The organism is Streptomyces sp. NPDC090045 (assembly GCF_044747975.1).
Classification (GTDB): Bacteria; Actinomycetota; Actinomycetes; order Streptomycetales; family Streptomycetaceae; genus Streptomyces.
Map to the genome: position 1 here is coordinate 179,512 of NZ_JBIVFA010000003.1, position 21,774 is coordinate 201,285.

At 71.7% G+C, this 21,774-nt stretch carries 20 protein-coding genes; 9 read left to right on the forward strand and 11 right to left on the reverse strand.

Annotated elements, in window-relative coordinates:
- Positions 1–140: 140 nt before the first annotated feature.
- From ACIPYQ_RS09785 to ACIPYQ_RS09805, 5 genes are all read right to left on the reverse strand, one after another.
- On the reverse strand, positions 141–2,615 hold the full coding sequence (locus ACIPYQ_RS09785) for an ATP-binding protein (RefSeq protein WP_401249322.1): 2,475 nt from the start codon (positions 2,613–2,615) through the stop codon (positions 141–143).
- A gap of 116 nt (positions 2,616–2,731) precedes the next feature.
- Positions 2,732–2,821, reverse strand: coding sequence for a K(+)-transporting ATPase subunit F (kdpF, locus tag ACIPYQ_RS09790; RefSeq protein ID WP_361768289.1), 90 nt, complete (start codon positions 2,819–2,821; stop codon positions 2,732–2,734).
- Positions 2,822–3,040: 219 nt separating this feature from the next.
- Complete coding sequence (locus ACIPYQ_RS09795) at positions 3,041–3,592, reverse strand: hypothetical protein (RefSeq protein ID WP_401248135.1); 552 nt, start codon at positions 3,590–3,592, stop codon at positions 3,041–3,043.
- 87 nt (positions 3,593–3,679) lie between these two features.
- Positions 3,680–4,495, reverse strand: a complete 816-nt coding sequence (locus ACIPYQ_RS09800) for a GNAT family N-acetyltransferase (protein ID WP_401248138.1) — start codon at positions 4,493–4,495, stop codon at positions 3,680–3,682.
- 369 nt (positions 4,496–4,864) lie between these two features.
- A complete protein-coding gene (locus tag ACIPYQ_RS09805) occupies positions 4,865–5,587 on the reverse strand; it encodes a helix-turn-helix domain-containing protein (RefSeq protein ID WP_401248141.1) in 723 nt (240 codons plus the stop codon).
- Between the two features lie 264 nt (positions 5,588–5,851).
- Here ACIPYQ_RS09805 and ACIPYQ_RS09810 point away from each other — a divergent pair, with 264 nt between their 5' ends.
- Both ACIPYQ_RS09810 and ACIPYQ_RS09815 read left to right on the forward strand, forming a co-directional pair.
- Entirely contained in the window at positions 5,852–7,081 is a 1,230-nt protein-coding gene (locus ACIPYQ_RS09810; protein WP_401249324.1) for a serine hydrolase domain-containing protein, read from the forward strand.
- A 156-nt stretch (positions 7,082–7,237) separates the two neighbouring features.
- Positions 7,238–7,924 carry a response regulator gene (locus ACIPYQ_RS09815; protein WP_401248144.1) on the forward strand — a complete coding sequence of 229 codons (687 nt, stop codon included), beginning with the start codon at positions 7,238–7,240 and terminating at the stop codon, positions 7,922–7,924.
- A gap of 158 nt (positions 7,925–8,082) precedes the next feature.
- Here ACIPYQ_RS09815 and ACIPYQ_RS09820 read toward each other — a convergent pair whose 3' ends face one another.
- Both ACIPYQ_RS09820 and kdpF (ACIPYQ_RS09825) read right to left on the reverse strand, forming a co-directional pair.
- Positions 8,083–8,889 (reverse strand): SDR family NAD(P)-dependent oxidoreductase, encoded by an 807-nt coding sequence (locus ACIPYQ_RS09820; protein ID WP_401248147.1) that lies wholly within the window; start codon positions 8,887–8,889, stop codon positions 8,083–8,085.
- A gap of 660 nt (positions 8,890–9,549) precedes the next feature.
- On the reverse strand, positions 9,550–9,639 hold the full coding sequence (gene kdpF, locus ACIPYQ_RS09825; protein ID WP_361768299.1) for a K(+)-transporting ATPase subunit F: 90 nt from the start codon (positions 9,637–9,639) through the stop codon (positions 9,550–9,552).
- 397 nt (positions 9,640–10,036) lie between these two features.
- Here kdpF (ACIPYQ_RS09825) and kdpB point away from each other — a divergent pair, with 397 nt between their 5' ends.
- Positions 10,037–12,187: a potassium-transporting ATPase subunit KdpB gene (gene kdpB, locus ACIPYQ_RS09830; RefSeq protein WP_401248151.1), complete on the forward strand. Its 2,151-nt coding sequence runs from the start codon at positions 10,037–10,039 to the stop codon at positions 12,185–12,187.
- Between the two features lie 68 nt (positions 12,188–12,255).
- On the opposite strand, the gene ACIPYQ_RS09835 is transcribed toward kdpB, so the two are convergent.
- Complete coding sequence (locus ACIPYQ_RS09835; protein ID WP_362240274.1) at positions 12,256–12,543, reverse strand: hypothetical protein; 288 nt, start codon at positions 12,541–12,543, stop codon at positions 12,256–12,258.
- A gap of 54 nt (positions 12,544–12,597) precedes the next feature.
- On the opposite strand from ACIPYQ_RS09835, the gene ACIPYQ_RS09840 reads away from it, so the two are divergent.
- From ACIPYQ_RS09840 to ACIPYQ_RS09850, 3 genes are all read left to right on the forward strand, one after another.
- A complete protein-coding gene (locus tag ACIPYQ_RS09840; protein ID WP_401248154.1) occupies positions 12,598–13,329 on the forward strand; it encodes a MerR family transcriptional regulator in 732 nt (243 codons plus the stop codon).
- 151 nt (positions 13,330–13,480) lie between these two features.
- Positions 13,481–15,418, forward strand: a complete 1,938-nt coding sequence (locus ACIPYQ_RS09845) for an amino acid transporter (protein WP_401248157.1) — start codon at positions 13,481–13,483, stop codon at positions 15,416–15,418.
- A gap of 76 nt (positions 15,419–15,494) precedes the next feature.
- Positions 15,495–15,668, forward strand: a complete 174-nt coding sequence (locus ACIPYQ_RS09850) for a hypothetical protein (protein ID WP_401248159.1) — start codon at positions 15,495–15,497, stop codon at positions 15,666–15,668.
- A 25-nt stretch (positions 15,669–15,693) separates the two neighbouring features.
- On the opposite strand, the gene lysA is transcribed toward ACIPYQ_RS09850, so the two are convergent.
- Both lysA and ACIPYQ_RS09860 read right to left on the reverse strand, forming a co-directional pair.
- Complete coding sequence (gene lysA, locus ACIPYQ_RS09855) at positions 15,694–17,028, reverse strand: diaminopimelate decarboxylase (protein WP_401248161.1); 1,335 nt, start codon at positions 17,026–17,028, stop codon at positions 15,694–15,696.
- A 13-nt stretch (positions 17,029–17,041) separates the two neighbouring features.
- Positions 17,042–17,377, reverse strand: coding sequence for an SAV_915 family protein (locus tag ACIPYQ_RS09860; protein ID WP_401248164.1), 336 nt, complete (start codon positions 17,375–17,377; stop codon positions 17,042–17,044).
- 256 nt (positions 17,378–17,633) lie between these two features.
- On the opposite strand from ACIPYQ_RS09860, the gene ACIPYQ_RS09865 reads away from it, so the two are divergent.
- From ACIPYQ_RS09865 to ACIPYQ_RS09875, 3 genes are all read left to right on the forward strand, one after another.
- Positions 17,634–18,185 carry a universal stress protein gene (locus ACIPYQ_RS09865; RefSeq protein ID WP_401248167.1) on the forward strand — a complete coding sequence of 184 codons (552 nt, stop codon included), beginning with the start codon at positions 17,634–17,636 and terminating at the stop codon, positions 18,183–18,185.
- Between the two features lie 96 nt (positions 18,186–18,281).
- Positions 18,282–18,617 (forward strand): ArsR/SmtB family transcription factor, encoded by a 336-nt coding sequence (locus ACIPYQ_RS09870; RefSeq protein WP_401248170.1) that lies wholly within the window; start codon positions 18,282–18,284, stop codon positions 18,615–18,617.
- A gap of 1 nt (position 18,618) precedes the next feature.
- Positions 18,619–19,338: a cation transporter gene (locus ACIPYQ_RS09875; RefSeq protein WP_401248173.1), complete on the forward strand. Its 720-nt coding sequence runs from the start codon at positions 18,619–18,621 to the stop codon at positions 19,336–19,338.
- Here ACIPYQ_RS09875 and ACIPYQ_RS09880 read toward each other — a convergent pair.
- Complete coding sequence (locus tag ACIPYQ_RS09880; RefSeq protein WP_401248176.1) at positions 19,284–21,740, reverse strand: SpoIIE family protein phosphatase; 2,457 nt, start codon at positions 21,738–21,740, stop codon at positions 19,284–19,286. The two genes, ACIPYQ_RS09875 and ACIPYQ_RS09880, sit on opposite strands and share 55 nt — an antisense overlap.
- Between the last annotated feature and the right edge of the window lie 34 nt (positions 21,741–21,774).

Consider the following 21,774-nt stretch of genomic DNA (forward strand, 5'->3'; position numbering starts at 1 on the left):
CAGCCTCTGCCGGAGCTTGCGGCCCCGGTCCGCCGCCCCCTCCGGGTTCGAGCTGATTGAGCCGCATGGCGGTCTGCTTCTCGGCGGCGGCCGTCCTGAGCCGTGCCAAAATGACTTTCATACTGACCAGGACATGCAGGTCAGAGCTGTCCTGTGGCCGCATCGGCGGCTACGGGCAGGGACAGGACCATGGTCAGGCCGCCGCCGGGGGTGTCCTCCGGGGTGAGCGTGCCGTCCATCGCCTCGGTGAGCCCCCGGGCCAGCGCCAGGCCGAGGCCGAGGCCGGCGGTGTTGCCGCGGTCTCCGAGGCGCTGGAAGGGCTCGAAGGCACGCTCGCGGTCGTCGGCGGCGATCCCGGGACCTCTGTCGGCGATCCTGACCTCGACCCGGCCGGCCAGGGCGCTGGCCGTCACCAGCACCGGACGGTCACCGGGAGCGTGGCGGACCGCGTTGCCGACCAGGTTCGCCAGGACCCGTTCGAGCAGCGGCGGGTCGGCCCGCAGCGCCGGTACCGTCTCCAGGTTCTGTACCTCGATGCCGGGCCCGTCCGTCGACAGCAGTTCCAGTGACTCCACGGCGGCCGGCAGGACTTCCTCGAGGGCGGTGGCCCGCAGTTCGAGGGTGAGGGCGCCGGCTTGCAGGCGGCTGAGGTCGAGCAGGTTCTCCACCAGCCGGTTCAGCCGGTTCAGGGACATCTCGGCGGATTCCAGGAGCTCCGCCCGGTCCTCCGGCGAGAAGTCCACGTCCGGAGTGCGCAGCGAGCTGACCGCGGCCAGCGCCCCGGCCAACGGGGTCCGCAGGTCGTGGCTGACGGCCCGGAGCAGGGCGGTGCGCAGGCGGTCGGCTGCCTTGATGGGTTCGATTTCGGCGGCGGCCTCGGCCAGGCGGGCCCGCTCGACCGCGGCGCCGACGTGCGCGGCGAAGGCGGCCAGCACGCGGCGCTCGGAGGAGGGCAGCGTACGGCCGCGCAGGACGAGGTAGGCCCCGGGTCCGGCCGCGACCACCTGGGCGGAGTCCGGACCGCCGTGGAGGCGGCGACCGCGCTCGGTCCCCGTCCCGGTGACGGAACCGGCGTCGGGGGCTTTCGGAGCCAGCTCGACGGTGTCCATGCCGAAGGTCTCCCGGGTGCGTTCCAGGAGCGCCGGGATCGTCTGGTCGCCGCGGACGATGCTGCCGGCGAGGGAGGACATCGTCTCCGCCTCGGCCGTGGCCCGGGCGGCGCGGCGCGAGAGCCGCAGGGACCTGTCCGCCGCGGCGGCCACCGTGGCGGCGACGACGGCGAAGACCACCAGGGCCAGCACGCTGTCCGGGTCGCTCATGGTGAACTCGCCTATGGGCGGCATGAACCAGTAGTTCAGGAGCAGGGCGGCGGTCAGTGCCGCGATCAGTGCGGAGGCGACCCCGCCGATGCAGGCCACGCCCACGACCGCCACCAGGAACAGCAGTGCCTCGCTCGTGAGGTTCAGCGTGCCGCGCGTCCGGTCGAGGGCGAGGGTGAGCAGGACCGGGATCACCACACCGGCCACGGGACCGGCGATGAGCCGGGAGGTGGGGAGGGTGCGGCGGCGGGACGGCAGCAGCCGTCCGTGGCCCGCCCGCTCGTGCGTGACCATGTGGACGTCGATCTCCTCGGAGAGCCCCACGACGGTCTCGCCGATTCCCCTGCCGGTGAGGAAACGTTCCAGCCTGCGGCGGCGGCTCGTACCGAGGACGAGCTGGGTGGCGTTCTCCGCCATGGCGAAGTCCACCAGCGCGGTGGGTACTTCGTCACCCACGACGGAGTGGTAGCTGCCGCCCAGGTCCTCGACGAGGGCGCGCTGCGCGGCGAGCGCCGCGTGCGAGACCCCGGCGGCGAGTCCGTCGCTGCGCGCGATGTGCACGGCGAGCAGCTCGCCGCCGGCGGACCGGCCTGCGATGCGGGCGGCGCGCCGGATCAGGGTCTCGCCCTCGGGTCCGCCGGTGAGCGCCACCACCACCCGCTCCCGGGTCTCCCAGACGCCCCCGATGCCGTGCTCGATCCGGTACTTGTGGAGGGCCTCGTCCACCCGTCCGGCCAGCCACAGGAGGGCGAGTTCCCGCAGCGCGATGAGGTTGCCGGGGCGGAAGTAGTTGGCGAGGGAGGCGTCGATCCGTTCCGGAGGGTAGATGTTGCCGTGCGCCATCCGGCGTCGAAGTCCCTCGGGGGGAATGTCGACCAGCTCGATCTCGTCGGCGCGGCGTACGAAGTCGTCGGGGACCGTCTCGTGCTGCGGTACTCCGGTGATCTTCTCCACGACGTCGCTCAGCGACTCCAGGTGCTGGATGTTGAGCGTCGTGACGACGTCGATTCCGGCGGCGAGGATGTCCTCCACGTCCTGCCAGCGCTTCGGGTGCGGGCCGCTCCCCGGCACGTTGGTGTGGGCGAGCTCGTCGATCAGCACCAGCTGCGGGCGCCGGGACAGCAGCGCTTCCCGGTCCAGCTCGGCGTACCGGCCGCCACGGTAGTCGTGGGCGGCCAGGGGAAGGGTCTCCAGGCCGTCGAGCTTCGCCTCGGTGTGCCGGCGCCGGTGGCACTCCACGAAACCGGCCACCACGTCCGTGCCGCGCGCCGTCCGGCGGTGTGCCTCGTCGAGCATCCGGTACGTCTTGCCGACGCCGGGAGCCGCGCCCAGGAAGACCTTGAGCCGTCCGGGCCGGGCGGCCGGCCGCCGCGCCCCTGCGTCCGGGCCGGCCCCGTCTGTGGTCGTCACGCTCAGAACTTCTCGGGGAAGAAGAACGCGAGGATCAGATACCCGGCCAGACAGACCGCGATGATGATGCCGACGACACTCTCCGTACTCACGCGTACCCGACTCCTCCGCACGTCCTGAACCTCACCAGCGAACATCAGCGAGGTTGCGAACGAAACGGCCCTGACAGACTCCTAACGGGTCTCGGGTGGGACTTTGACGGTGTATTGACGGCCGTCGCGTCGATCGGGTCACGGGCGTACGTCTCCCGGCGGGTCCCGGCAGGTCGCGGTAGGTCGCGGCGGGTCCCGGCGCGACCCGGCCGTCCGGTGTCAGCCGGCCCCGTGCCGTCTGGCGGCGAGACGGATCTCCTGCACCGCGCCCGGCTGCTCCAGCAGCATGGCGCCGACCTCGTCGCCCTGATGGTGGACGCGCAGCCGCGGGCCGTCGGCGATGACGCGCAGCTCCGGCCACGGGTGCCGCCACAGCAGGACGGAACGCTCCCACATCTGTATCCCGTGGGTGGTCAGCAGGAGTTGGTACTGCGGGCCCTCGTGCGCCGCAGGCGGGGTGTGCGCGGCGTACGGGGGCCGGACGGTGTAGGTGCCGAGCACCTTCTCGCCGGGCTCCAAGGCCTCATTGCGGACCCCCTGCCGGCGGCCGATCTGCGCCCCGGCCCAGCCGGCGAGCGCCGCCGTCACCAGGGCCACGGCCACCACCGCCCACCACGGCAGGCCGGCCTCCACCCCCAGGCCGACGACCGCCACCACCGCGAGCAGCGCCGTCACCGCGGCGCCGGCCAGCCCCGCGCGCCGAACGCGCCCGTTCCGGCCGCCTTCGCCGGCTTCCCGTCCCTCGTCCACGTCCCGGATCCCCCTCGTCATGCTCCCGGCTCCACCTCGTGAGGCGGCCTTCTCCGTGCCGGCGCGATGCCTCCGGCCAACATACGCGGGGCCCGGTCGGGTACCGGTTCAGGCCACGGGCCGGCGAGGCCGGGGGAAGGGGATCGGGGTCGCCGGGGCCTTGCGCTCCAGGGCCCGGCCGGTGACGTGGTGGACGTACTCGCGGGTCAGCCGGAAGCCGGCCGTCCAGGCGAGGAGCCGGTCGGGCCTGTTGTCGCGCGAGCAGCACCAGCTCGCGGTGCGTCCCCGCGCCCGGACGTCGGCCGTCAGGCCGGCCACGCAGGCCAGAGTGAGACGTTCGCCGCGGCGATCGGGCACGGCGGCGACCGCGATGTCCTCGTAGGCGCTGCCGAGGAAGTAGGTGCAGGCGACGGAGAGGAGCCGGCCCCTGGCGAACGCCCCCCAGGCGTGGCCGGAGCCGGCGAGCCCGGCGGGCCCGCCCCAACTGGCTTGGATCCAGGCGTACTCGGCAGGCAGATCGGCCAGCGCCGCAACGTCCTCGGCCGTCAGCCGCCGTACCGTCACGCCGCGCGGCGTACGGGGGAGGAAGACCGGAGCCTGAGGCTGGTGGACGTACGTCATCCGCTCCCAGGGGACGATCCGCTCGAAGGCGGAGCCGAGGGCGGGCCAGAACCGCGCGGGCGTCTCGACGTACTGGTCGGCGAACCGGGTCACGGCATCCGGGGCGAGCGCGCCGGGGTCGCCGCGCAGCAGCACGTGATCCGCGCAGGTGACGGCGAGGACGCGGGGCCGGTCGGGACGGTCGGCCCACCAGTGACCGGCGCCCGTGGTCAGCACGTGTTCGGCGAGCGCGCCGAGACCGGGGGAGCCGGTGGGAAACCACCGGCTCAGGGCGGGGAGCTGCTGCGGGGTGATCTCGATCATGAATGGCCTCCAGGTCCCGGTGGTCCGGTCGCAGAGCCGTACGGCAGGGGCCGCGCCGTTCGCGGGCGAGTGGGGTCCGGTGCCGGCCCGGGGCGGGGCAGGCACCGGACGGAAGCGGCCGCCCGCGAATGGGCGGGAGGAGCGGGCGGCCGCGGAATCGGACGGTGCGTCAGCGCACCGGCGGGTGAGCAGCGCGCGGGGCCGGGCGCACCGTATGCGGTGGCCGGTCTTCGTGGCGCAGACCGCTGTTCACATCGGCCATCCAACTGCCTGGCGGGGCAGGGCTCAAGGAGGTGGGCCAGTCCTTGACACAGCTCTGATACGGGCGTGACGGCGGTCCTGCCGCCCTGCGCTCCGGGCGGCCCGGTCCTACCGCTCGGCGCTCCGGGTGGCCCGGTTCTGCCGCCACTGTTCCATGACGTTGTGGAGCGCTTCGTTCAGGAGGAGCAGGAAGGCTCCGGAGGACTCGAAGCGGGCGCCGGCCGGGGTGGCGGCCCCGAGCACCTCGGTCGCGCGCTGCGACGCGGCCGCCAGGACGTCGTTCATCTGCAGGGCAGCAAGGGTGGACCGGATCCAGACCTCGTCGTCGACGGCGTAGCGGACGCGGCGCCCGCCCGGAACCCGTTCCCGTCCGATCATTCCCTGCTGTTCGAGGAAGGTGACGGCGTGCGAGACGGACGCCGGGCTGACGCGAAGCCGCTGGACCAGGTCGGCGGCGGTGAGGGTGCCGGAGTCGGTGACGAGCAGGCAGGCCAGCACCCGCGCCATCATCCGGGGCAGCCCCTGGTGTTCGAGCAGCTCGGTGAAGGACTCCGTGAAGTCCCGGACCGCTTCGGGGTCACGTCCATGGCCGGTGTCGGGGACCGGCGGCGCCGGCGGCCGAGCCTGCTTGGGGCGGCGCGCCCGGTGCCGAGCGGCCTCATGGGCGCGGTCCGCCCCGTAACCGTCCGGTCCGCCGTTGCGGGCGACCTCGCGCATGACGGTCGAGGCGGGCCGCCCCAGGCGCAGGCCGATCTCCGTGTATCCGAGCCCCTCGGCCAGACCCGCGGCGATGTGCTGACGATCCTCACTGGTGAGCCTGCCTCCGGGCATCGCTGCTCGTCTCCCGTCCGTCGACCTGTGCGGAGTCCGGCGCCCGCACACCCGCTGCGCAGTATGCGTTCACTCCGGGCCCATTGCAATGCAGGCCCTGATCGTCCCTTGCGTTCGGTGTCACAGTCATTGCAATTACGGGCCGCATATCGCTGCTGAAAGGGGGAGTTGATGGTCCATCGACGTTGACTGGATCGTGAACGCAATGTAGCTTCGCAAGCGTTCAGTGATTTCCGAACGAACACTCACGCAAGGAGATTCATGATGGGAACGGGCGACGGAGGCTTCCCCAAGGCGGGGCTGCACCGCGTGCGCGACGTGCTGGCACGGCACGTCGAGTCCGGGAGGATTCCCGGACTCGTCGCGCTCATCAGCCGGGGTGATCAGACGCACGTCGAAGCGGTCGGGACGATGCGCCACGAGGGCGGCGCGCCGATGCGCCGGGACACGATCTTCCGGATGGCGTCCACGTCCAAGCCGGTCGCGATGGCGCCGGTGATGGTCCTGCTCGACGAGTGCAGGCTCCGGCTCGACGACCCGGTCCAGCAGTGGCTGCCCGAACTCGCCGACCGCCGGGTGCTGAAGCGGATCGACGGCCCGCTGGACGACACCGTCCCCGCACGGCGGCCGATCACCGTACGGGACCTGCTGACCTCCACGTTCGGGCTCGGCATCGACCTGACGGCGCTGGGTTCTCCGATCATGAACGCGGTCTTCGAGAGCGGCGTCTTCAGCCAGGGCGCGGTGCCGCTGCCCGAGCCGGACGAGTGGATGCGCCGCCTCGGCACGCTGCCGCTGATGCGCCAGCCCGGCGAGCACTGGCAGTACCACCTCAGCCACGACGTCCTCGGCGTGCTCGTCGCGAGGGTCACGGGCCGGCCGTTCGAGACGTTCCTGCGCGAGCGCGTCCTCGATCCGCTGGGGATGAAGGACACCGGTTTCCACGTGCCCGCCGACAAGATCGACCGGCTGCCGCCCAGCTACGCCCCCAACCCGCAGACCGGCGAGTTCACCGTGTGGGACGAGGCGGTGGGCGGCCAGTACAGCGCCCCTCCGCCGTTCCAGGCGGGCGGCGGCGGGCTGGTCTCCACCGCCGACGACTACCACGCCTACTTCCGGATGCTGCTGAACCAGGGGATGCACGGGACCGAACGGATCCTGTCCCGGCCCGCCGTCCAGCTGATGACGACCAACTGCCTCACGCCCGAGCAGGAGAGCACCCGATCCGCTCTGGCGCGCAACGCCGTCCACGTGTCGTTCGGCCAAGGGCAGCAGGGCGGCTGGGGCTTCGGGATGGCGGTGCGCACGTACCGCGGCGACTACGCGCCCCTCGGCCAGTTCGGCTGGGACGGCGGCACCGGCACCTCGACGTACGCCGACCCGGAGAACCGGCTCACCGGAATCCTGCTCACCCAGGTCGGACTGACCACACCGGACCCCGCGCGGCTCATCCACGACTTCTGGACCACGCTCTACCAGGCGATCGACGACTGATCCCGATCCGCCGGGGCCGGGCCGTATGAAGGGCGTGAAGGTCCGGTCCGCAACCGTATGGACGTCGTCAACGCCCGCCGAGCCGGTCGAAAACCGCTGTTTCCTCTAGTCAGCCGTCCCGTATCACAGGACGTACGACAGGAAGGCGGCACACCGATGACCCGGGTGCTGGTGGTGGACGACGAACCGCGGATCGCGCGGTTGCTGGTCATCAATCTGAAGGCGCGGAAGTACGAAGTGGACTGCGCGCAGGACGGGGGCACGGCCCTGGAGGCGGTGGCGGCCCGCAGTCCGGACGTGGTCCTGCTGGACCTGGGGCTGCCCGACATGGACGGGACCGACGTGATCAGGCAGCTGCGCGGCTGGTCGCAGGCGCCCGTCCTCGTGGTCTCCGCCCGGCACGGCTCGGAAGAGAAGATCCGGGCCCTGGACGCGGGCGCCGACGACTACATCACCAAGCCCTTCAGCATGGACGAATTGCTGGCCAGGCTGGGAGCCGTCGCCCGCCGGGCGCTGCCGCACGGCCCGTCCGCCGCGGACGAAGCCGTCGTGGAGACCGAGGAGTTCACCGTCGACCTGCTCGCCAAGAAGGCCAGGCGCGGCGGGAAGAGCGTCCGGCTGACGCCGACGGAATGGCATCTGCTGGAGGTCCTGATCCGCAACCGGGGCCGGCTCGTCAGCCAGCGGCGTCTCCTCCAGGAGGTGTGGGGGTCCTCCTACGGAACGCAGACCAACTACCTGCGGGTGTACATGGCCCACCTGCGGCGCAAGCTGGAAGCGGATCCGTCGCACCCGCGCCACCTGATCACCGCCCCCGGCATGGGATACCGCTTCGAGGCGTGAGCGGGGCGAAGCCGGCAAGAGAAGTGGGGCGGACCTGTAGGAGGTCCGCCCCACGGGATGGGCTGACGGCTAGCAGCAGGGCTTGCTGCCGTGGTTGGAGCCCTTCTTGCGGCGGGCCCTCTTCTTGCGTGCGCGCTTGGACATGTCGTGTGATCCCTTCAGGCGGTGTGGCCGACGAGGAGGTCGGCGAGCTTGTTGAGGCGCTTGATGGTGCGGTCCTCGGTGGCGGCGGCAGCCGGGGCGACGCGCTCGTCGCGGTCGTAGTAGGCGCCGTTGACGACCTCCGTGGCCGGGTCGCAGAGCCGTACGACGTGCTGGGCGCCCTCGGCGGCCGGCGCGCCCTCGTGCCCGTACAGCGGCAGGAGACCGGTCCGGCACACGCCGGGGTTGACGGAGACGGCGGTGGCGCGCGGGTCGGCGGCGAAGACGGTCAGCGCGAGCTGCGACTGGGCGTACGCGGCGAGCCGGGAGTAGCGCCGCACGCGCTGCGGGTCGTTCCACTGGATGGCGCCGGAGCGGTGGAGGGCGGAGGAGACGTTGACGACCCGGCCCCCGGGGTCGCTGGTGAGGGCCGCCTCCAGGAGGTTGGTGAGCAGGTAGTGGGCCAGGAAGTTGACCTGGAAGGCGATCTCGTTGCCGTCGGCGGTGAGGGTGTGGCGCTCGGGTGCGGCGATGGCCGCGTTGTTGACGAGCACGTCGAGGCGCGGGTGGTCGCGGACGACGGCGTGGGCCAGGTTCTCGACCTCCTCCAGGCGGGCGAAGTCGGCCGCGAGCGGGCGCAGGAGGGCGCCGTCGATGCCGGCGGAGGCGATCAGCCCGTCGGTGGCGGCCTGGGCCTCTTCGGCAGTGCGGCCGTGGACGAGGACGGTCGCGCCGCGTTCGGCGAGCTGGCGGGCGGTCTCGTAGCCGATGCCGGAGGTGGCGCCGGTGACGAGGACGGTACGTCCGGACAGGGATGAGGACATGTGAGCTTCCTGGAAGAAGGCATGCCGACGCCCCGGCGCCCCGGCAGGAAGCAGGGGCGTGGGCTCAGGTCATGCGGTGATGGTGGTGAACACGTGGATGCGTACGGAGCCCCGGTCAGCGCCCTTCAGGGGCTGGCGGCAGGTACGCGGAGGACGCGCGGCCGTGGTCAGAGGGCCGGGCGGACAGCAGGCGCCGTCGGCTGCACCGGATTCGGTGGCCGATCGTCGTAGCGCGGACCGCTGTTCATGCCGATATCCCAGCGCATCGGGGATGCGGAGGCAAGTCCGGAACGGCTCCTTGACGGCCTTCTGACGTCCGCCATCAGGGCCGCGTCAAAGATCGACTTCCGCACGGAAGGAACCCGTCAAGGAGTGCTGACGGGCCCGTCGGCCGGGCGCAGACTGATGGGGCGACGGAGCCGGACGACGGGCCGGCGGCACGCGACTGCGGTGGGCGGTGACCTGAAAACCGCCCGGCGCAGCGCACGGTCCCACCGTGGGGGTACGGGCCGATGCGACCGGGTGCCGGTCACCCGTCGCACAACACATGAGCCGTCCGGCTCTCCGGGGTGGGGATTCCGGGGCCCGACGGCTCGCGTGTTTCGTGGTTGACGGTGGTTCGGAACTCGGAACCCCGAACGCGGAATCAGAACCCGGAACTCAGAACTTCTCGGGCCTGATCAGTGCGGTCACGAGATAGCCCAGCAGAGCGAGGGCGACGAGCAGTCCGACCACGTTCTCAGCATCCATCCGGAACTCCCTTTTGCCGCTGTCGGGTGCCGGTGGCACCCCGCACAAGCCTGCCCGCCATCGGGCGCGGAGCCATGCATTTGACGAGGCCCTGACGCACCTCGTACGGCTCCGCCGACACACATTGACGCGTCTTTGACGACGGCTTGACGCGACTCGTGCGCCGCCGTCAAGAAGGTGGCAATTCCCCGGCCCGGATGGCGGTTACCTCCGGAACGGGCAGTAGTTTCCTGCCTGTTGCGCCGCCGGGGACATCGAATCCACATGACGGCCGAGGGGGTCGAAGGAGACAGTCCCCGGCGGCGACACCCCTCCATCGCACCGCTCAGCCCACCCGCTCTTCGGCCGACCTCGCCGGCACGGGGGTGTCCAGCCGAACTCACCAGAAGGTCGCTTCATGTCTCCCGCCGCCGCGCAGCACGTCCCCCCGGGTCTCGGGACCCCTCCGCGGGCCCCGGTCAACCGACCCTCCCGGAAACGCTCCGGACAGGTGAACGTGCTGGAGCCGGAGCTCCTCGCGGCCTCGGCCCGGGAGGCCGTGGCCAAGCTCCACCCGCGTGAGCTGGTGAAGAAGCCGGTGCTGTTCGTCGTCGCCGTCGGCTCCGTGCTGACCACGCTGTCGGCGCTCATCCACCCGTCCGTCTTCACCTGGGTGATCAGCGGCTGGCTCTGGCTGACGGTCCTGTTCGCCAACCTCGCCGAGGCGGTCGCCGAGGGCCGGGGCCGCGCCCAGGCGGCGTCGCTGCGCAAGGCGCGGACCGACACGGTCGCCGTCCGCCTCAACCACTGGACGTACGGGGCGAACCTGCGCCGCGCCGAGACCGAAATGGTGACGCCGGCCGACCTGCAGCCCTTCGACTTCGTACTCGTCGAGGCGGGGGAACTGGTCCCGGCCGACGGCGACGTGGTCGACGGGGCGGCGATGGTCGACGAGTCCGCCGTCACCGGTGAATCGGCGCCCGTGCTGCGCGAGTCGGGAGGCGACCGGTCCGGGGTCACGGGCGGTACGACCGTCCTGTCCGACTCGATCGTCGTACGGGTCACCTCGCGCCCCGGCAACAGCTTCATCGACCGGATGATCGCCCTGGTCGAAGGGGCGTCCCGGCAGAAGACACCGAACGAGATCGCCCTGAACATCCTGCTGGCCGCCCTCACCGCGATCTTCATCCTGATCGTGGTCAGTCTGCAGCCGATGGCGGCGTACGCCGGAGCCGCCCAGTCGACGACCGTCCTCGTGGCCCTCCTCGTCACGCTCATTCCGACCACCATCGGCGCCCTGCTCTCGGCGATCGGCATCGCCGGCATGGACCGCCTCGTCCAGCGCAACGTCATCGCGATGAGCGGACGCGCCGTCGAGGCGGCCGGAGACGTCAACACGCTGCTCCTCGACAAGACCGGAACCATCACCCACGGCAACCGGGAGGCCGCGGCCTTCATCCCACTCCCCGCCATCGACCACATCAAGCTCGCGGACGCCGCCCAGCTGTCGTCGCTGGCCGACGAGACCCCGGAAGGCCGGTCCGTGGTCGCCCTGGCCCAGCAGTACGGGCTTCAGCCGGTCGACCGGGAGGACCTCAGCAACCCCCACTTCACGGAGTTCAGCGCCCGCACCCGCATGAGCGGCATCAACCTGAGCTGGGAGAACGGCGCCGGCTGCGCCATCCGCAAGGGCGCGGTGACGCAGGTCTGCGACTGGGTGGTGGCCCGCGGCGGGACGGTACCGGCCGAGACCGCCGACTGGTCGGCCGCCGTGTCCCAGTCCGGCGGCACCCCTCTGCTGGTCGCGGTGCACGACTGGGACGGGCCCCGGGTGCTCGGGATCATCCACCTGAAGGACGTCGTCAAGGAGGGCATCCGGGAGCGGTTCGAGGAGCTGCGCCGGATGGGGATCCGTACGGTCATGGTGACCGGCGACAACGAGTTGACGGCCCGGGCCATCGCCCAGGAGGCCGGCGTCGACGAGTACCTCGCCGAGGCCACCCCCGAGGACAAGATGGCCCTCATCAAGCGGGAGCAGGCCGGCGGCAAGCTCGTCGCGATGACGGGAGACGGCACCAACGACGCCCCGGCGCTGGCCCAGGCCGACGTCGGCGTCGCGATGAACACGGGCACCTCGGCCGCCAAGGAGGCCGGGAACATGGTGGACCTGGACTCCAACCCCACCAAGCTCATCGACATCGTCGAGATCGGCAAGCAACTCCTCATCACCCGAGGCGCCCTGACCACCTTCTCGATCACGAACGACGTCGCCAAGTACTTCGCGATCATCCCGGCCATGTTCGCCGCGGCCTACCCGGGCCTGGAAGCGCTCAACATCATGGGGCTGAGCAGCCCGACCTCCGCCATCACCTCGGCGATCATCTTCAACGCCCTGATCATCATCGCGCTGATCCCGCTCGCCCTGCGCGGCGTCCGCTACAAGCCGGCCTCCGCACACGACCTCCTGCGCCGCAACCTCGGCGTCTACGGCCTCGGCGGCCTGATCCTGCCCTTCGTCGGCATCAAGCTCATCGACCTGGTGGTGTCCACCATCCCCGGCCTCGGGTGAGGTCCGCGGTCATCGGACGACACGGACCACCGGTGCGGCCGCCGGTGGTCCGCCGGCCGGTCCGCTCCTCACTCCCGACGCCCGTCGGACGGTGCCCTCAGCAGCCGGTCCAGCTCGTTCCCGGCCTCGTCGTACCCGGCGTCCGAGATCCGCTGCAGCTCGCGCAGGTCGCCGGCGGCGACCGCGCGGCGGGTCAGCAGGAACCCGGCGTGCAAGGACCCCTCGTCCAGGAGCTCGCTCAGCAGGTCGACCTCGTCCTCCGCGTCGGCCAGGTCGGCCAGCCGGTCCAGGGCGGCCTCGTTGCCCGCATCGGCCAGCTCGCGCAGGGTCTCACGATCACCATTCATGTGTGTCATGGCTCCATGCTGCAACCCTGCCCCAGGGGCAGGGTCAAGTGGGACGATGGTGGGATGATCACCATCGGGCAGCTGGCCGGCTACGTCGGCGTGTCGGTCAAGACCATCCGCGTCTATCACGACAAGGGGCTGCTTCCCGAGCCCGAACGTGACGCGTCCGGCTACCGGCGGTACGGCGCGCAGGACGCCATCGACCTCATCAAGATCCGGACGCTCGCCGAATCCGGCGTCCCCCTGGCCCGCATCCGGGACCTGCGCACCGCGACGACCGAAGAGTTCCAGCAGGCGCTGCGCGAGATCGACGACGAGCTGACCGTACGCATCCGCGGCCTGCGGGCCACGCAGGGGCGCCTGCGCCGGCTCGCCACCGGGGATCTCGCCCCCCTGCCCTCCGGCGTCGCCACCCATCTGGAGCACCTGGCCTCGTGGGGTTTCACTCCTCGCTGGGTGGACCTGCAACGCGACCTGTGGATCCTGGTGTTCGCCACCCATCCGGAGCGCGCGGACGCACTCTTCCGCGACCAGGCCGAAACCCTGGCCGATCCGGCGCTACGGAAACTCCACCTCGACTACGACCGTGCGTACGACCTGGCCGCCGACGATCCCCGGATCGGGGACCTCGCCCACCGAATCGTCTCGGCCACCCGGGAACGCTACGGACCCGGCGAACTGCCCGGGCTGGACACGGCGTCCGACATCCCCGCCCTCGTCCAGGGCACGGTCAACGACTCCTCCCCGGCATGGCAGCGGCTCGACGCGCTCATCCGCGTCGAACTGGGCGTGTGACGCCAGGTCCGGGGCGGCGCGGTACCGGCATCCGCGTTAAGGACACGTCAGGATTCGTTCAACCACAGGCATAACGGATCGGCCTGCGTACGCTTGCTCAGCCATCGACGTCGATGGCTGATTCTTTGCCGTACGACAGGAGCTTCCCACGATGGCCACCCCTGCCCGCTCCTCGCGCCTGCGCGCGTGGATGCTGGAAGGCTTGACCGCCCAGACGAGTTCGCCGGCCGCCAAGGAGGCGGCGGCCCAGCCCCACGGCCGCCCGTGGTGGCGGGTCATGTGCCTGACCGGTCTGGACTACTTCTCGACCCTCGGCTACCAGCCCGGCATCGCATTCCTCGCGGCCGGCCTGCTGTCGCCGCTGGCGACCATCGTGCTCGTGCTGCTGACCCTGTTCGGCGCGCTGCCCGTCTACCGGCGGGTGGCCGAGGAGAGCCCGCACGGCGAGGGTTCCATCGCCATGCTGGAACGTCTGCTCACGTTCTGGAAGGGGAAGCTGTTCGTCCTGACCCTGCTCGGGTTCGCGGCGACCGACTTCCTCATCACCATCACCCTTTCGGCCGCGGACGCCACCGCGCACCTGGTGGAGAACCCGCACCTCACCAGCACCCTGCACGGCCACGAGGTGCTGATCACCCTCATCATGATCGCGCTCCTCGGGGGCGTCTTCCTCAAGGGGTTCAGCGAGGCCATCGGTGTGGCAGTGGTCCTGGTCTTCACGTATCTCGGCCTGAACGTGGTCGTGGTGGTGGTCGGGTTGTGGCACGTGTTCACCGCACCACAGGTCATCACCGACTGGACGACTGCGCTGACCACCGAGCACGGCAACTTCTTCATGATGATCGCCATCGCGCTCGTCGTGTTCCCGAAGCTCGCGCTGGGTCTGTCGGGATTCGAGACGGGCGTGGCGGTCATGCCGCACGTCAAGGGCGATCCCGACGACACCGACGAGAAGCCCGCCGGCCGGATCCGCGGCGCCAAGAAGCTGCTGACCACGGCCGCCGTGATCATGAGCATCTTCCTGATCTGCTCCAGCCTGATCACGACCCTGCTGATTCCGGCCGCCCAGTTCGAGCCGGGCGGCGAGGCCAACGGCCGCGCGCTCGCCTACCTCGCCCACGAGTACCTCGGCTCCGCCTTCGGCACGGTCTACGACATCTCCACGATCCTGATCCTGTGGTTCGCCGGCTCCTCCGCGATGGCGGGCCTGCTGAACCTGATGCCGCGTTACCTGCCCCGCTACGGCATGGCCCCGCACTGGGCCCGCGCCTTGCGCCCCATGGTCATCGTGTTCACCCTGATCGCGTTCCTCGTCACCTGGATCTTCGACGCCGACGTCGACGCCCAGGGCGGCGCGTACGCCACCGGTGTCCTCGTCCTGATCACCTCGGCCGCGGTCGCCGTGACCATCGCCGCCCGCCGGGCGGGGGAACGCGGCTGGACCGTCGGCTTCGGCATCATCTCCGCCGTCTTCATCTACACGACCGCCGTCAACATCGTCGAACGCCCCGACGGCGTGAAGATCGGCGCCTGCTTCATCGCCGGCATCATTGCCCTCTCCCTCCTCTCCCGCCTCGCCCGCGTCTTCGAGCTGCGCGTCACGCACATCGAGTTCGACGACATGGCCCAGCGATTCATCCGCGACACCGCCAACCGCACGATCCGCTTCATCGCCAACGAACCCGACAACCGTGACCGCGAGGAATACCGGCAGAAGAAGGAACAGATCCGCGCGGACAACGACATCCCCGCCGGGGACGACGTCATGTTCGTCGAGGTCACCGTCCTGGACGCCTCCGAGTTCGAATCCGGCATGCGCGTGCGCGGCGAAGTCCTCCACGACCGCTACCGCGTCCTGACCCTGGAGAGCTCCAGCATCCCCAACGCCCTCGCGGCCCTGCTGCTCCACGTCCGTGACGAGACCGGCCAGCGCCCGCACATCTACTTCGAATGGACCGAGGGCAACCCGATGGCCAACTTCCTGCGGTTCTTCCTCTTCGGCCAGGGCGAGGTCGCCCCGGTCACCCGCGAGGTCATCCGCGAGGCCGAGCCGGACCGGAACCGCCGTCCCCACGTCCACGCCGGCTGACCCAGCCGCGTCAAGACACCGACAGGAATCCCGCCGGACCCTCGCCAAGGAAAGGGTCCGGCGGGATTCTCACCATGTGACCAGTGACTGGCTTCCCGACCGGGGCATCCGCCGGACCGTTCTCGCCCTCGGGGCGGCCGGCCTGACCGTCATCGCCACCGGCGCCGTCCTCGAAGCCCTGTGGCTGCTCGGCATCGGCGTCTGGGTCGTCATGGCCGCAATGGGGATCGAGCTCGTCTACCGGCCCTGACGCTCCGAGGAGACCGAGACACGCCCTACGCGCCGATGTCCCGGCTGCGGAAGTCCTCCAGGGTCTCGCGCCGGACCAGCACCCGGGCCGAGCCCTCGTGGACCGCGATGACCGCGGGCCGGCCGACCAGGTTGTATCCGGAGGACATGGACAGCTGGTAGGCGCCGGCCACCGGTACGGCGAGCAGGTCGCCGGGGTGGATGTCGCCGGGCAGTTCCACATCGGCCGCGAGGATGTCGCCGGCCTCGCAGTGCCGGCCGACGACCGTGGCCGTACGGGGGTCCGCGGTGGAGCGGCGGCCGATCAGGCGGGGCGCGTAGCGCACCCCGTACAGGGCGGGCCGCGGGTTGTCGCTCATGCCGCCGTCCACGGCGACGAACACCTTCTCGCCGGTGTGCTTGACGGCGAGCACCCGGTAGAGGGCGACTCCGGCCGGCCCGACCACGGCCCGTCCGGGCTCGATGGTGAGCCGCGGGACGGTCAGCCGGGCGGCGGCGCAGCCCTCGATGAGCTCGGCGCGCAACCGCCGGGCGAGGGCGGTGAGGTCGAGGGCGGGCTCGCCGGGCCGGTAGGCGATGCCGTGGCCGCCGCCCATGTCCAGCTCGGGCAGGACGACGCCGTGCGCGTCGCGGATGCGGGCCATCAGCCCGACCATGCGGCGCAGGGCCACCAGATAGGGCTTCACGTCGGTGATCTGGGAGCCGATGTGGCAGTGCAGGCCGGTCAGTTCGAGCTGCGGCTGGCTGAGGATGCGCGTGATGGCGTGCTGCGCGCCCCCGTCGGCGAGGGACAGGCCGAACTTCTGGTCGTCCGTACCGGTACGGATCTTGTCGTGACCGCCGGCCGACACGCCCGGCACCACCCGCACCATGACCTTCTGGTGCCCGTGGGGGCCGACGGCGGCCGCGATCCGGGCGATCTCCGAGGGACCGTCGATGACGATCCGCCCCACGCCGAGCCGCAGCGCCGCCTCCAGGTCGCGCGGCGACTTCGCGTTGCCGTGCAGCACGATCCGCTCGGGCGGGAACCCGGCGGTGACGGCGAGCTCCAGCTCCCCGGCCGAGCACACGTCCAGGCCCAGCCCCTCCTCCTGTACCCAGCGCACCATGGCCCGCGACAGGAACGCCTTGGCGGCGTACAGCACATCGGCTTCGGGGAAGGCGTCCTGGTACGTCCGGCAGCGCCCGCGCACCTCCCCTTCGTCCAGGACGTAGGCCGGTGTGTCGAACCGGTCGGCCACCTCCGCCAGCGACACCCCGCCGACGGCCAGGCCGCCGTGCGGGAGCGGCTGCGTCGACGCGGGCCAGATGGACAGGTCCTCCGCGCCGGCGGCGACCTCGGAGAGAACGGCAATGGCCATCGGGACTTCCCTCTCAGAGAGCGCGGACCGCTACCCGGGCCGGCCGCGCCGGCACCGGGGTGACGGACGGGGCGGTGAAGGTCGGATCGATCGTCAGCAGGCGCGCGCCGAGCGGCGAGGCCAGCGCGCGCAGCGCGGACTCGGACAGCCGGATCCACGGCTGCCGTGGGCCGAGCGTCGTGGCCAGCAGGTCGGCGCGGGTGAATGCGACGGCGGTGCGGTCGCCCAGAGGGGTGCGGAACATCCGGAGCACCACCTCCGCGGTTCCCGGCCGGACGGGCACGTAGAAAGGTCCGGCCGGGATCGGTTCTTCAGGCTCGGGGTCGTCGTCGTACTGGAACAAACACATGGGGCCCTCCCAGAGGAACCACGAGTGGCAGGTGGGGCCCCGGATGCGGGGAGGCAGCCCGGGGCGCGACAACGAAGCTATCCCCGCCCTCCCCCTCCCGGGGCGGCTCCGTAACGGGGCTCTTACGGATACCGGCCAAGTCCATACGGATCGCTGACGGCGGTTCCCGGGCGGCGTCAGGAATCCGTCATGGTCGTGGACCCCGGCGTGAGAGAACCGTCAACAGCCGTACCGAATCCCCGCGCGGAGCCCTTTCATGGGGAACCGGCGGACGAGGAAGAAGGGGAGAGCAGCCGTGCGGAAAGTCGTGGTCGGTGTGACGGGTAGCCCGGGGAGTCTGACGGCGCTGCACCGAGCGGCGGCGGAAGCCCGTGTGCGCGGTGCGGAACTGCGGGTCGTCCTCGCCTGGCAGGCGCCGGGCGGTGAACTCGGCAGCCGCAACGGCCTCGGGCCCTGCGCCCTGGCGGAATGCCGCGCCGCGGCCGTCGAACGGCTGCGGGACGCCCTCGACACGGCCTTCGGGGCGGGCGTGCCCGGAGTCACCCTCGCGGGCTTCACGGTGCGCGGCACCGCGGGCGCGGCCCTCGTGGACACCGCACGCGATCCGGAAGACCTCCTGGTGGTCGGCACCGGATCCCGCACCGCGCTGCGCCGCCTCGTGCGCCCCTCGGTGGCCCGCTACTGCCTCGCGCACGCGGCCTGCCCCGTGCTGGTGGTGCCCCCGTCCCCGCTCCAGGCCGAACTCGACGCGGCGCACCGCCGCAACTTCTGGCGCATCCCGCTGGACCCCCGCGAGCTCGCCCGCTGAGCCCGGCCGGCCCGGGCTCCGCTCGGACGGCGCCGGTCCGGCCGGGTTTTTGAGTTCAGGATTTCCTGGATTCAGGAATCAATGTACTCTCGAAGAGTGCTGACCGTTGCCTCCGACATCGAGGTGCTGGCCCGTTTCGGCCGCGCGCTCGCCGACCCCATCCGCTGCCGGGTCCTTCTCGCCCTGCGCCGCGCGCCCGCCTTCCCGGCCGACCTGGCGGACGCCCTCGACATCTCCCGGACCCGGCTGTCGAACCACCTCGCCTGCCTGCGCGACTGCGGCTTCGTCGTCACCGTGCCCGACGGCCGCCGCACGCGGTACGAGCTCGCCGACGAACGTCTGGGGCACGCGCTCGACCACCTGCTCGCGACCGTCCTCGCGGTCGAGACGGACCCGACCTGCACCGAAGCCGCCACGAAGGGTTGCTGCTGACGTGACCGCGATATCCCTCGGGCCCTCCCCGGCCCGCCGCGACGCACTCACCCGCCGCATACGCCTCCTGGTCGCCGCGACCATCACGTACAACGTCATAGAGGCGATCGTCGCCCTCATCGCCGGCACCCTGGCCTCCTCCACCGCCCTGATCGGCTTCGGCCTCGACTCCGTCATCGAGGTCTCCTCCGCCGCCGCGGTCGCCTGGCAGTTCTCCGCCCGGGACCACGCCGGGCGGGAAGCGCGCGAGAAGACCACCCTGCGGATCATCGCCGTCTCCTTCTTCGTCCTCGCCGCGTACGTCTCCATCGACGCCGTCCGCGCGCTGACCGGCACCGGCGAGGCCGACCGCTCGATCCCCGGCATCGTCATCGCGGCCCTCTCCCTCGCGATCATGCCGTTCCTCTCCGCCGCCCAGCGCAGGGCCGGGAAGGAACTCGGCTCCGCCTCCGCGGTCGCGGACTCCAAGCAGACCCTCCTCTGCACCTACCTCTCCGCCGTCCTCCTCGCCGGCCTCGTCCTCAACGCCACCCTCGGCTGGTCCTGGGCCGACCCGATCGCCGCCCTCGTCATCGCCGCCGTTGCCGTCAAGGAGGGCCGCGACGCCTGGCGCAGCGAGGGCTGCTGCGCCGCCCCGCCCGCGGCGTCGGCGCCGGACGCGGACGGTCACGCGAGGGGCAGGTGCTGTTCGGACCAGACGGTCTTGCCCCCCGCGGTGTAGCGGCTGCCCCAGCGGTGTGAGAGCTGGGCGACGATGTACAGGCCGCGACCCCCTTCCTCGGAGCTCCTCGCCCGCCGCATCCTCGGCTGCGTGTTGCTGGAGTCCGACACCTCGCACGTCAGGGTGTCCGCCCGGATCAGCCGGAGCCGGACCGGGCCGCCCGCGTGGCGAATGGCGTTGGTGACCAGCTCACTGACGATGAGCTCGGTGCTGAAGGCGAGCTCATCGAGGTCCCAGGTGGTCAGCTGATCGAGGACGAGATGGCGCGCGTCGCCGACGATCGCCGGGTCGGGATCGAGCTGCCATGTCGCGAGCGAGCCGGCGTCCACGGCCCGGGTACGGGCCAGCAGGAGGGTGACGTCGTCCCGCAGCCTGCCCGGCGGCAGCCCTTCCACGATGTCGTGCCGGGCCTGACGCAGCGGTCGGCCGAGTACGTCCGCGCGCAGCAGCCGGTCGGCCAGGTTGCGCATGCCCTCGTCGACGTCCCCCTCGCCGCGTTCGATCAGGCCGTCGCTGTAGAGGGCGAGGACGCTGCCCGGCAGCAGATCGCGTTCGACCGGCTCGAAGGGCCAGCCCCCGACGCCCAGGGGCGGGCCGGGGCTCAGGTCCACGTACTCCACGGTCCCGTCCGGGCCGACCACCGCCGGGGGCGGGTGTCCGGCGCTCGCCATGACGCAGCTCCGGGTGACCGGGTCGTACACGGCGTACAGGCAGGTGGCCCCCGCCGGTCCGCTGGGCGCCAGCGCGCCCGCGTCGGCGTCTTCCGGATCCTCGATCTCGGCCTCGGCGACGACCTGCAGGACCATGTCGTCCACGTGCGCCAGCAGTTCCTCCGGCTCCAGTTCCAAGTCAGCCATCGCGCGTACGGCGCTGCGCAGGCGGCCCATCATGGCCGTGGCGTACAGCCCGTGACCGGCGACGTCCCCGACCACCAGGGCGACACGGGCCGACGACAGGGGGATGACGTCGAACCAGTCGCCGCCCACACCGCTGTCGGAGTCGGCCGGCAGGTAGACGCTGGCGGCTTCCAGCGCGGGCGTTTCCGCGGTGGCCGGCGGCAGAAGGCTGCGCTGCAGGCCCACGGCGGTACGGCGTTCCTTGGTGTACCGCCGCGCGTTGTCCACGGCGACGGCCGCACGGGCGGCGATCTCCTCCAGAAGCGCCAGGTCGTCCTCCTCCAGCGGGGGAGCGTCCCCCGTGCGCCAGAGCGTGAGCCTTCCGAAGGCGATGCCCCGGGCGCACAGCGGCGCCGTCATCGCCGAATGCGCACCCGGGACGGACGTGGCCCACTCCGGGGCCGCGTCGTTCCCGGGCGCCGCTGGCCGGGCTCCCAGGCCGGTGACCAGCTCTCCCCGGCCCTCCCGCGCCCCGGAGGCAGCCGCTTCGGGGACGGCCGCGGGCAGCGGAGCCGTGAACCGGGCCGTACCCGTACGCAGCACGTCCGCTTCCGCTCCGGCGACGGCCATCCGGATCAGGGGCAGCGTGAGATGCCCGTCGGCGGGTGGTTCACCGCCGGTCAGCACCGTCTCCGCCAGGTCCGCCGCGGCGCAGTCGCCGAACGCCGGCGCCAGGACCTTGACCAGGTCCTCCACGGTGCGCAGGACGGACAGCGAACCGCCCAGCGCTCCGGTCGCCCGGTACAGCAGGTCCAGGCGCCCGCGCGAGCGCTCGTGGTCGGTGACGTCGGTGAACACCGTCGCCACGCCCATCGGATGTCCGTCGGATTCCTGCAGCCGGAACGCCTGGACCGTCACGACCCGGCCGCCCCTCGGGTCGTCCAAGGTGCGCACGGTCGTGTTGAAACCGATCAGGGGGATCCCGCTGCGCATGACCTCCCGCAGCCGGTCGTCGATGATCCGCGCGTCCTCGGCCCACAGGAAGTCGGCCAGGCGCCGGCCGTTCAGGTCGACCGGCACCCCGGTGTACGGCAACAGGTGCGAGTTCGTCCGCAGCAGGCGCAGCTCCGCGTCGAAGACGGCCAGGCCCACCCGGCCCTGCAGGAACAGTTCCTGCGTGAAGGCGTGGTCCTGCCGCCACCGGGCGACCAGCTCCATGGGTGCGCCCAGGACGAGGCAGCGGGCCGCGTCCCCCCGCGCGCCGTCGTCCAGGGGGATGACGCGGAAGCCGATCTCCAGCTCGCGTCCCGAACCGTGCCGCAGCGTGGCCCGGCCCTCCCAGCCCTGCTGCGCCCCCTGCCCGCCCCGGGACAGAACCGCCTCCCAGCTGCCCGCGTCCGCGAGCAGGTCCCGTGCCGGCCGGCCGCACACGTCCGCGGACCGCCGCTCCAGCAGGGCCTCGGCCGCCGGTGTCCAGGAGACGACCGTCCCGGCGCCGTCCAGCAGTGCCGCGGCCGTGTTCGTGACAGCGAAGGGATAGTCCTGGTTGCTCTCTGTGGCGCGCATGCGTGCCCATCTCGTCCGCGGGTCCCGCTGTCCC